We start from the raw sequence: 11,438 nt of genomic DNA, 5'->3' as shown, positions 1-11,438 counted from the left end.
GCGCTGCGCGCCACCCTCTGCCGGGGGGAGAGGGGTTGTTGCGGGTTCGCGCTTGCTCGACATCCTCGCGCCACTGGCGGCTAACCGGGCCCAGACGCTCACCGATCAGGAATTGCATCATGGCTAACACGCTGAGCCGCCGCGCTTATGCCGGCATGTATGGGCCGACCACCGGTGATCGGGTGCGCTTGGCCGACACCGAGTTGTTCATCTGCATCGAGCGTGACCACACCGTCTACGGCGAAGAAGTGAAGTTCGGCGGCGGCAAGGTGATACGCGACGGCATGGGGCAGAGCCAGCGTACGCGTGCGCAAGGCACCGTCGATACGGTGATCACCAATGCAGTGATTCTTGATCACTGGGGTGTGGTCAAGGCCGATGTCGGCATCCGCGGCGGGCGCATCGTTGCGATCGGCAAGGCCGGCAATCCCGACGTGCAGAGCGGCGTGACCATCGTCATCGGGCCCGGCACCGAAGTGATTGCCGGCGAGGGCAAGATCCTGACCGCCGGTGCGATCGATGCGCACATCCATTTCATCTGCCCGCAGCAGGTCGACGAGGCGCTGTATGCCGGCGTGACGACGATGCTTGGCGGCGGCACCGGGCCGGCGCACGGCACGCTGGCCACGACCTGCACGCCAGGGCCCTGGCACATCGCGCGGATGCTGCAGGCTTGCGAAAGCCTGCCGATGAACATCGGCCTGTTTGGCAAGGGCAACGCGAGCCAGCCGGCGGCGCTCGAAGAAATGGTGCGGGCCGGTGCTTGCGGCTTGAAGCTGCACGAGGATTGGGGCACGACGCCGGCAGCGATCGACTGCTGCCTCAGCGTCTGCGACGCGCTCGACGTGCAAGCGACGCTGCACACCGACACGCTTAACGAATCCGGCTTCGTCGAAAGCACGATCGCCGCGTTCAAGGGCCGCACGATTCACGCGTTTCATACCGAAGGCGCCGGCGGCGGCCACGCACCCGACATCATCCGCGTGGCCGGGCTGCCGAACGTGTTGCCGTCGAGTACCAATCCGACGCGGCCGTACACGCGCAACACGCTCGACGAGCATCTGGACATGCTGATGGTCTGCCATCACCTGGACCCGCGCATCGCCGAAGACGTCGCGTTTGCCGAAAGCCGCATCCGCAAGGAAACGATCGCCGCCGAAGACATCCTGCACGACCTCGGCGCCTTTTCGATGATGAGCAGCGACAGCCAGGCGATGGGCCGCGTCGGCGAGACTGTGATCCGCTGCTGGCAGACCGCGCACAAGATGAAGCTGCAGCGCGGTGTGCTCGGCCCCGACGACGGCACCGCCGACAACTTCCGCGCACGTCGCTACATCGCCAAGTACACGATCAACCCGGCCATCGCGCACGGCATTGACGACCACGTCGGCTCGGTCGAAGTCGGCAAGCTGGCCGACCTGGTGCTGTGGTCGCCGGCTTTCTTCGGCGTCAAGCCGGACCTGGTGATCAAAAGCGGCATGATCGCCGCAGCGCCGATGGGCGATCCCAATGCCAGCATTCCGACGCCGCAGCCGGTGCATTACCGGCCGATGTTCGGCGCGCTGGGCCGCGCGGGCATCGAGTCGTCGCTGTTGTTCGTCAGCGCTGCGTTCGCCGATTCCGACGGTGCACGCCGGCTCGGACTGACGCGGCCGCTGGCCGCGGTGCGCAATGTGCGCGACGGCATCGGCAAGCATTCGATGGTGCTCAACGACGCGACGCCGCTGATCGAAGTCGATGCCGAAACCTACGAGGTGCGCGCCGACGGCGTGCTGCTGACCTGCGAGCCGGCCGCGAGCCTGCCGATGACGCAGCGTTATTTCCTGTTCTGACATGCGCGCCGCTTGCAACCGCGCTTGATGCCGATGGCCATGCTCTGCGCACACGAGATTCTTCCTGCCGGCCGCTGGGCTGCTGAAACCGCGGCCGATCACATCAGCCTCGACTTCAACGAGCGCCATCGCCGACGCTTCCGCTACGTCGCACTCGGCGGCACCGAGTTTTTGCTCGACCTGCCGCGCGCCACGGTGCTGCAACACGGCGACGGTTTGCAGCTGACCGACGGCCGCATCGTCCGCGTCGATGCCGCTGACGAAGCGCTGACCGAGATCCGTGCCCGCAATACCAGCGAGCTGGTGCGGCTGGCCTGGCATATCGGCAACCGCCATCTGCCGGCGCAGTTGAGCGACGACTGCATCTTCATCCGCGAAGACCATGTGATCACCGACATGCTGATCGGCCTGGGCGCGCAGGTGCGGCCGCTACGCGCGCCATTTACGCCGGAGTCGGGCGCGTATGCAGGAAGCGCGGCGCATGACCACGGCGCGCCCGCACATGGTTTCGTGTTCGTTGACCATGGGCATTGACCCGCTTGTGCCGCACGTCGCCGACGCCGCAGTCGACGCGGCTGCTGCGGCGGATGCCACGTACCGCTTGCTGGTGTGGACGTCGCCGAGCTACCCGATCGGCGCGTTCAGCTATAGCCATGGTCTGGAATGGGCGGTCGAGCAAGGCCGTGTCGTCGATGTGGCAACGCTGGTTGATTACATCGCCGCCGTCATCGAGCGCGGCGGCGGCTGGGTCGACGGCGTGCTGTTCGCTCACGCGTATCGCGCGGCGGCCGGTGACGACGAGGCCGCGCTCGACGATGTGGCCGAGCTGGCCAATGCGTTCCGCGCCAGCAGCGAAACCGCGCTTGAAGCCCGACAGCAGGGCGCAGCGTTCCTGCTGGTGACGCGCAAGGCCTGGCCACATCCGCAGCTCGATGCATTCGCGCAGCGTCATGCCGATGTCGCCATTGCGCACTGCGTGACGATGGCGCTGGCCTGCGCGGCGCATCGCGTTGCGCTGCATGCGGCGCTGCATGCTTATCTGCATTCCGTGGCGGCCAATCTGGTGTCGGCCGGCGTGCGACTGGTGCCGCTGGGCCAGACCGACGGCCAGCACGCACTGGCACAGCTGCGCGGCGTCGTCGCGCGTGCAACCGACGCCGCGCTGACCACCGCGCTCGACGACCTGGGCACCGGCTCGCCGCAACTGGAGCTGTGCTCGATGCATCACGAAACCCAATACACCCGGCTGTTCCGCTCCTGACGCCCACGATCCCGACTGCGATGACCACGACGATGACGACGACTGCTGATGTACCTGTTTCCCCCACTGCACCCGTCACCACGCTGACGCCGGCGCGGATCGCGCCGGTCAACGGACCGCTGCGCGTTGGCATCGGCGGCCCGGTCGGATCGGGCAAGACCGCGTTGACCGAGCGCCTGTGCAAGCTGATGCGCCAGGTCTACGACGTGGCCGCGATCACCAACGACATCTACACCAAGGAAGACGCGGAGTTTCTGACGCGTGCCGGCGCGCTGGTGCCCGAGCGCATCGCCGGCGTCGAGACCGGCGGCTGTCCGCACACCGCGATCCGCGAAGACGCGAGCATCAATCTGGCAGCCGTGGCGGACATGTCACGCAAGTTTCCGGCGCTGGAGCTGATCTTCGTCGAGAGCGGCGGTGACAACCTGGCTGCGACGTTCTCGCCGGAGCTGGCCGACATCACGATCTACGTGATCGACGTATCCGCTGGCGACAAGATTCCGCGCAAGGGCGGGCCGGGCATCACGCGATCCGATCTGCTGGTGATCAACAAGATCGACCTTGCGCCGCTGGTCGGTGCCTCGCTCGAGGTGATGGACCGCGACGCACGCAAGATGCGCGGCGAGCGGCCTTTCATCTTTACCAACCTGAAGATCAATAAGGGCGTGCACGACATCGCACGCTTCATTGCCCAAGCCGGCGGCCTGCCGGCGCGTGACCTGCCGGAGACCTTCTGATGACCCGCCTGCCCCTGTCCATTACTCGCGTGCTGCTGTCGGTCGGCCTGCTCGCCGCTGCACTGCCGGCGTCGGCGCATCCCGGCCACGATGTGGTCGGCAGCAGCCTGTTCGCTGGCTTCACCCATCCGCTGCTCGGCGTCGATCACTTGGTCGCGATGCTGCTGGTGGGTGTGTGGTCGGCGCAGCTCGGCGGTCGGGCACGCGTGCAACTGCCGCTGGTGTTCGTCGCGCTGATGCTGGTCGGCGCCGGCGTGTCGTTTGCCGGCTTTGATCTTGCGCAAGCGCAGGCGGGTATCGTGGCGTCACTGCTGATACTCGGCTTGTTCGGCGCGCTGGCGCTGCGCGTGCCGGCGGCAACGGCCACGATGCTGGTGGCGGGCTTTGCGCTGTGCCACGGTCTGGCGCATGGCGCCGAACTGCCGGCGGGTTCATCGGCGTTGCGCTACGCGTTGGGCTTTACGCTCAGCAGTGTGCTGTTGCAGCTCGCTGGCCAGCAGTTGCCGGCCTCAGGCCTGCGGTTGGCGCGCGCCGCCGGCATCGCCGGCATTGCCACCGGCTTGGTCTACGCCGTCGCCGGATGAAGCAGTGGATTGAGCCACGCGTCCCGGTCTGCGCCGTGGCGATGCAGCGCGGCGCGCGGCGATGAGCCCACCGCCGCCGCCTGATGGCGGCCTGCATCGCCATCAGCGCATCGTTCGCGAACGCCGCCAATACAACAAATGGGCGGCGACGCAGACGCTGGAGGATTACGCGCTGCGCTATACGGCGTCGAGTGCGCGCAAGCGCTCGTCGTTCCGCATCGCCAACACCGCGCTGGGCGCGATCTCGTTTCTGGCTTGCGAGGCAATCGGCGGCAGCCTGACGCTGCAGTACGGCTTTGCCAACGCGATGCTGGCGATCGTGCTGGTCTGCGCGCTGATGTTCGTCATCGGCCTGCCGATCGCGCGCTACTCGGCGCGCTACGGGCTGGACATTGATCTGCTGACGCGCGGCGCTGGCTTTGGCTACATGGGCTCGACGATCACCTCGCTGATCTACGCCTCGTTTACGTTTCTGCTGTTCTCGATCGAGGCCAGCATCATGTCGCAGGCTTTGTACATGGTCACCGGCCTGCCGCTGTGGATCGCGCACTTGTTCAGCGCCCTGATCGTGATCCCGATCGCGATCTACGGCATCAGTCTGATCAGCCGCATGCAGTTGTGGACGCAGCCGGTCTGGCTGGTGCTGCAGCTGGCGCCACTGGTGTACTTGTTCGTAGCGCAGCCGCAGACGATCGATGGTATCCAGCAGTTTGCCGGCGCACGCGGCGCCGCCGACGGCTCGATCGACGTGCTGCTGTTTGCGATCGCCGCATCGACATTGCTGTCGCTGCTGCCGCAGATCGGCGAGCAGGCCGACTACCTGCGCTTTCTGCCTGACGCGCAGCGCGGCAAGCGTCTCGGCTGGTGGCTGGCGCTGATCAGCACCGGGCCGGGCTGGGTGCTGATGGGTGGCATCAAGCTGGCGGCCGGTGGCCTGCTCGCGTACTACGCGATGCAGCAGCACGGCGTGTCGGCCGACGAGGCGACGCAGCCGACGCAGATGTTCTTCGCGGTGTTCCGCGACATGCTCGGCTCACCGGGTGCGGCGCTGGCGCTGACCGGCGTGTTCATCGTCACCTGCCAGATCAAGATCAACGTCACCAATGCCTATGCCGGCTCGATCGCCTGGTCGAACTTCTTCTCGCGGCTGACGCACGCGCATCCGGGCCGCGTGGTCTGGCTGGTGTTCAACGTGGTGCTGGCGCTGCTGCTGATGGAGATCGGCATCTTCAGCGTCATCGAAAGCATTCTGGTGCTGTACGCCAACTTCGCCGTCGGCTGGATCGGCGCGTTGACCGCCGACCTGGTCATCAACAAGCCGCTGAAGCTGTCGCCGTCGTTCATCGAGTTCAAGCGCGCACATCTTTACGACATCAACCCGGTCGGCGTCGGCAGCATGCTGGTGTCGATCGTCGTCAGCACGGCGGCTTTCTTCGGCGCGTTCGGCGCGCTGCCGCAGGCGCTGGCGCCGTTCATTGGCTTTGGTGTGGCCTTCGTGCTGGCGCCGCTGATCGCCTGGGCCACACGTGGCCGCTACTACCTGGCGCGTCAGCCGGGCGGCCTGCCGCAGGGCAGCGCGGAGATTCGCTGCACGATCTGCGAAAACGCGTTCGAGCGCGCCGACATGGCGCTATGCCCTGCGTACAACGGGCCGATCTGTTCGCTGTGTTGCACGCTGGAGGCGCGCTGTCACGACGTCTGCAAGGACGACAGTCGCTTCGGTCAGCAGATTGCCGCCGTACTGGGGCGCTTGATCCCGCGCACCTTGAGCCGCTCGGTGCGTGCGCAGGCGATCGGGCAGTTCCTCGGCATCCTGTTCCTGTTCACGATCGCGATCGCCTGCCTGCTGTCGTTCATCTACCTGCAGTACGGCTCGACGGTGCCGGCCGCGCGCGGCGTGATCGGCACCACGCTGTGGATCGTGTTTCTGAGTCTGCTGATTCTGCTCGGCGTTGCGGCCTGGCTGATGGTGCTGGCACAGGAGAGCCGCAACGCGGCGGTCATTGAGTCGACGCGACAGACCGCAATGCTGATGGACGAAATCGAGGCGCACGAGCGCACCGATGCGGCACTGCAGAAGGCCAAGGAAGTCGCCGAAGCGGCCAACGAGGCCAAAAGCCGCTACGTGGTCGGCATCAGCCACGAGATCCGCTCGCCGCTGAATTCGATCTTTGGCTATGCGCAGCTGCTGGAGCGCGAGCCGGCCAATCCGCCGCAGAACGCGGTACGCGTGATCCGCCGCAGCGCCGAGCATCTGTCGAATCTGGTCGATGGCCTGCTCGACATCAGCAAGATCGAGAGCGGCATGCTCAAGCTGAGCCGCGACCGCGTGCGACTCAACGACTTTCTCGATCAGATCGCCGACATGTTCCGCGTGCAGGCCGCCGCCAAGGGCATCGAGTTCCGCTTCGATCGTCCGGCCTATCTGCCCACGTTCGTCTATACCGACCAGAAGCGGCTGCGGCAGATCTTGATCAATCTGCTGTCGAACGCGATCAAGTTCACCGATCGCGGTCATGCCGGGTTGACGGTGCGTTACCGGACGCATGTCGCCGAGTTCGAAATCAGCGATAGCGGGATCGGCATTCGTCCGCAGGATATCGATGACATCTTCAAGCCGTTCGAGCGCGGCAGCATGCCCGGCGCACGCGCAGCGCCGGGTGCAGGCCTGGGGCTGACGATCACCAAGGTGCTGGTACAGATCATGGGCGGCGAGATCACGGTGCGCAGTGTGCCGGGCGAGGGCAGCGTGTTCATCGTGCGCATGCTGCTGTCGGAAGCCAGCGCCGGTGATGCGGTGGCCGCGCCGATGCGACGCCGGCTGCTCGGCTACGTCGGCGCCCGCCGACGCGTGCTGCTGGTCGACGATGACCCGACGCATCTGGAACTGATGCACCATGTGCTGCAGCCGCTGGGCTTCGATCTGCTGATCGCCGAAGATGGCGAACGCGCGCTGCAGATGGCCGCCGATCTGCAGCCTGATCTGGTGACGCTGGACGTGCAGATGCCGGGCTTGTCCGGCTGGCAGACCGCCGAGCGATTGCGCGCGCTGGCCTTGCCTAGGCTGCGCATCATGATGATCTCGGCCAATGCGCACGACTTGCTGCCGGGTGGTGAAGCCGGTGTGCATCACGACTTCTTCCTGACCAAGCCGATCGACGTCGAGTTCTTCCTGGAGCGCGTCGGCCTGCTACTTGACCTGCAGTGGATCGAAGCGCCGCGCATGCCCGAGCTGGCGGTGGCCGCATCACAGGCCGCTGCAGACGATGTGCTGCCGGCGTCGCTGCGCCCGCATGTCGATGCACTTCAACAGCTCGGCCGCATCGGCCACGTGCGCGGCATCCAGACCAAGCTGCGCGACATCGTCGCCGCCGATGCGGGTGCGGCTGCATTCGTCTCCCGGCTGCAACAGCGCGTCGAGGCTTTCGACCTGAAAGGCTATCTGGCGCTGCTCGACGCCGCCGCGCCCCCCGACGACAAGGATCGTGTCACGCCGCCCCATGATTGAACCGGACCCAGCAAGCGACGCGGCCGCACGCCGCGACATCGTGCTCGTTGTCGACGACACGCCCGAAAGCCTGAGTTTTTTGACCGATACGCTGGAAAGCGAGGGCATCACGGTGCTCGTCGCCACCGGCGGCGAGGCCTGCCTGACGCTGGTCGACGAGATCACGCCCGACCTGATCCTGATGGACGCCGTGATGCCGGGCCTCGACGGCTTCGAAACCTGCCGACGACTCAAGCAGGAAAAGCTGCTGATGCACGTGCCGGTGATCTTCATGACCGGGCTGACCGAAACCGAGCACGTCGTGCGCGGTTTGCAGGCCGGCGGCGTGGACTACGTCGCCAAGCCGATCGTCGTCGGCGAGCTGCTGGCGCGCATCCGCGTGCATCTGGCCAATGCGCGGCTGGCGCAGTCATCTCGCACCGCGCTCGACGCGACCGGCCGCTTTCTGCTGTCGACCGATCGCAGTGGGCGCCTGCTGTGGTGCACGCCGCGTGCGGAGCGCTTGCTGGTGGAGCTGCTGCCGTCGGTACCCGGAGACGGTTTGCGCTTTCCGCCCGAAACAGCCGAGCGCTTGACTCAGCTGCGCAGCGGTGACGCGGGCGTGCCGCCGATCGTCGCGCTGGGCATGCGGCGGCTGGAGTTTTCGTACGTCAGCTCGACCGGGCCGGACGAGTATTTGTATCGCTTGCGCGAAGTTGTCGATGCGCAAGCCCAACAGCAAGAGCAAATGCAGCTGCTGCAACAAGCGCTGCATCTGACCGCTCGCGAAGCCGACGTGCTGCTGTGGATCAGCCGCGGAAAATCCAACCGCGACATCAGCGAGATTCTCGGCATCAGCCCGCGCACGGTGAACAAGCACCTGGAGCAGATCTTCGAAAAGCTCGGCGTCGAGAATCGAGCATCGGCCGCAGCCCGCGCGGTGCGCGTGCTGGCCAGCTGATCAGCCTGAGCGCTGCCCCGCACGCACGGTTACGCACCAGCCGCTGCTTGCCTCTCCCGGCGGGAGAGGGGAACTCAAGGCGCACCGCCTGTTCCGGTCCCCCGGTCGCGCCACGCACCAGCCGCCTGCTTACCTCTCCCCCCGGGAGAGGTCGGCGCGCAGCGCCGGGTGAGGGCGTCTAGGACTGGCACCACGCTGACAGTCCCTCACCCGGCCCTCCGGGCCACCCTCTCCCGGCGGGAGAGGGGAACTCAAGCCGCACCGCCTGTTCCGGTCCCGCGGCCGTGCCACGCACCAGCCGCCTGCTTACCTCTCCCGGCGGGAGAGGTCGGCGTGCAGCGCCGGGTGATGGCGTCTGGGACTGGCACCACACTGGTAGTCCCTCACCCGGCCCTCCGGGCCACCCTCTCCCGGCGGGAGAGGGGAACTCAAGGCGCACCGCCTGTTCCGTTCCCCGGCCGCGCCACGCACCAGCCGCCCGCTTGCCTCTCCCCCCGGGAGAGGTCGGCGCGCAGCGCCTGGTGAGGGCGTCTGGGACTGGCGCCACACTGGCAGTCCCGTACCCGGCCCTCCGGGCCACTCTCTCCCGGCGGGAGAGGGGAACTCAAGCCGCACCGCCTGTTCCGGGCCCCCCGGCCGTGCTACGCACCAGCCTCCTGCTTGCCTCTCCCCCCGGGAGAGGGTGGCGCGCAGCGCCGGGTGAGGGCGTTCGGGTATGGCGCCACACCGGCAGTCCCTCACCCGGCCCTCCGGGCCACCCTCTCCCGGCGGGAGAGGGGAACCGAAGCCGCACCGTCTGTGCGGGTCCCCCGACCGTGCAACGCACCCGCCGCCCGCTTACCTCTCCCGGGGGAGAGGTCGGCGCGCAGCGCCGGGTCAGGGTGTCTGGGACTGGCACCACACTGGCAGTCCCTCACCCGGCCCTCCGGACCACCCTCTCCCGGCGGGAGAGGGGAACTCAAGCCGCACCGCCTGTTCTGGTCCCCCGGCCGTGCAACGCACCAGCCGCTGCTTACCTCTCCCCCCCGGGAGAGGTCGGCGCGCAGCGCCGGGTGAGGGCGTCTGGGACTGGCACCACGCTGACAGTCCCTCACCCGGCCCTCCGGGCCACCCTCTCCCGGCGGGAGAGGGGAACCGAAGCCGCACCGTCTGTGCGGGTCCCCCGACCGTGCAACGCACTAGCCGCCTGCTTACCTCTCCCCCCGGGAGAGGTCGGCGCGCAGCGCCGGGTGAGGGCGTTCGGGTATGGCGCCACACTGGCAGTCCCTCACCCGGCCCTCCGGGCCACTCTCTCCCGGCGGGAGAGGGGAACTCAAGCTGCACCGCCGCGGGCTTGGATGTGCCCGCCGGTCGAATCCCGGCGACTACGCCGCCGACTTGATACCGCGCTCGCGCGCCATCGTCAGCGCGGTGTCTTCGATCATGTCTTCCTGGCCGCCGACCATCTTCTGCCGACCCAGTTCGATCAGGATCTCGCGGGCCGACACGCCGTACTTGGCCTCGGCGCGTTTGGCGAACAGCAGGAAGCTGGAATAAACGCCGGCATAGCCGAGCGTCAGCGAGTTGCGGTCGATCCGCACCGGGAAGTCGAGGATCGGCGTCACCAGGTCTTCGGCCACGTCGCTGATCTTCAGCACGTCGACGCCGGTTTCGATGCCCATCCGCGAGCAGACGGCGATGAACACTTCCATCGGCGTATTGCCGGCGCCGGCCCCCATGCCGCCACAAGCGCAGTCGATGCGACGCGCGCCGGCTTCGACGGCGGCCAGCGAGTTGGCGATGCCCATCGCGAGGTTGTGATGGCCGTGGAAGCCGATCTCGGTTTCCGGCTTGAGCTTGTCGCGCAGCAGCGCGATCCGCGCCGTGACATCGTCGGGCAGCATGTAGCCGGCGCTGTCGGTGGCGTAGATGCAGTTGGCGCCATAGCTTTCCATCAGCAGCGCCTGCTCCAGCAGCTTATCGGGCTCGATCATGTGCGCCATCATCAGAAAGCCCACCGTATCCAGGCCCATCTTGCGGCCCAGGTTGATGTGCTGCTCCGACACGTCGGCTTCGGTGCAGTGCGTGGCGACGCGGATCGTCGTCACGCCGCAGTCGGCCGCCATGCGCAGATGATCGACGGTGCCGATGCCGGGCAGCAGCAGTGCGCTGACCTTGGCTTGCTTGAGCCCGGGAATCACTGCGCGCAGATACTGCTCGTCGGTCGCCGCCGGAAAGCCGTAGTTGACCGATGCACCGCCGAGACCGTCGCCGTGCGTGACTTCGATCAGCGGCACGCCGGCCGCATCGAGCCCGCGCGAGATCGACTGCATCTGCTCGATCGTGATCTGGTGGCGCTTCGGATGCATGCCGTCGCGCAACGACATGTCATGCACTTTGATCTGGATGCCCTTGAGGTTCATGTCCCGCTCCGTTTTGTTCCCTGTCCATCGGGGACAGGGCTGAGGGCCTCTTTCGTTATCGCGCATGCTCTGCGACGGAGAGGCCCTCACCCGTCGCTTCGCGCCACCCTCTCCCGGTGGGAGAGGGGACTGCAAACCAGACTGCATTCCGCATCTACCGCTTGCTGCTGCTTA

General features: G+C 67.0%; 8 protein-coding genes. 7 read left to right on the top strand and 1 reads right to left on the bottom strand.

What is annotated here, in order from left to right:
* The first annotated feature begins 119 nt into the window (after window positions 1-119).
* The 7 genes from ureC (at window position 120) to BUB09_RS12560 (ending at window position 8,862) form a co-directional block, all read left to right on the top strand.
* On the top strand, window positions 120-1,832 hold the full coding sequence (gene ureC / locus BUB09_RS12590; RefSeq protein ID WP_072898095.1) for an urease subunit alpha: 1,713 nt from the start codon (window positions 120-122) through the stop codon (window positions 1,830-1,832).
* Window positions 1,833-1,865: 33 nt separating this feature from the next.
* Window positions 1,866-2,366 (top strand): urease accessory protein UreE, encoded by a 501-nt coding sequence (gene ureE, locus BUB09_RS12585; protein WP_245793279.1) that lies wholly within the window; start codon window positions 1,866-1,868, stop codon window positions 2,364-2,366.
* Window positions 2,356-3,093, top strand: a complete 738-nt coding sequence (locus tag BUB09_RS12580; RefSeq protein ID WP_139250277.1) for an urease accessory protein UreF — start codon at window positions 2,356-2,358, stop codon at window positions 3,091-3,093. The genes ureE and BUB09_RS12580 overlap by 11 nt, the downstream gene beginning before the upstream one ends.
* Window positions 3,094-3,125: 32 nt before the next feature.
* Window positions 3,126-3,830, top strand: a complete 705-nt coding sequence (gene ureG / locus BUB09_RS12575; protein WP_084083441.1) for an urease accessory protein UreG — start codon at window positions 3,126-3,128, stop codon at window positions 3,828-3,830.
* A complete protein-coding gene (locus tag BUB09_RS12570) occupies window positions 3,830-4,414 on the top strand; it encodes a HupE/UreJ family protein (protein ID WP_084083408.1) in 585 nt (194 codons plus the stop codon). The genes ureG and BUB09_RS12570 overlap by 1 nt, the downstream gene beginning before the upstream one ends.
* A 61-nt stretch (window positions 4,415-4,475) precedes the next feature.
* Window positions 4,476-7,922 (top strand): hybrid sensor histidine kinase/response regulator, encoded by a 3,447-nt coding sequence (locus BUB09_RS12565; protein ID WP_072898094.1) that lies wholly within the window; start codon window positions 4,476-4,478, stop codon window positions 7,920-7,922.
* Window positions 7,915-8,862, top strand: a complete 948-nt coding sequence (locus BUB09_RS12560; RefSeq protein WP_072898093.1) for a response regulator transcription factor — start codon at window positions 7,915-7,917, stop codon at window positions 8,860-8,862. Before BUB09_RS12565 ends, BUB09_RS12560 begins: the two co-directional genes overlap by 8 nt.
* Window positions 8,863-10,226: 1,364 nt before the next feature.
* Here the strand turns inward: BUB09_RS12560 and dmpG are convergent.
* Window positions 10,227-11,264, bottom strand: a complete 1,038-nt coding sequence (gene dmpG, locus BUB09_RS12555; protein ID WP_072898092.1) for a 4-hydroxy-2-oxovalerate aldolase — start codon at window positions 11,262-11,264, stop codon at window positions 10,227-10,229.
* Window positions 11,265-11,438: the final 174 nt, after the last annotated feature.

The organism is Hydrocarboniphaga daqingensis (genome assembly GCF_900129825.1).
In the GTDB taxonomy this organism is placed as follows: domain Bacteria; phylum Pseudomonadota; class Gammaproteobacteria; order Nevskiales; family Nevskiaceae; genus Hydrocarboniphaga; species Hydrocarboniphaga daqingensis.
This window is presented reverse-complemented; position numbering and strand designations above follow the sequence as displayed.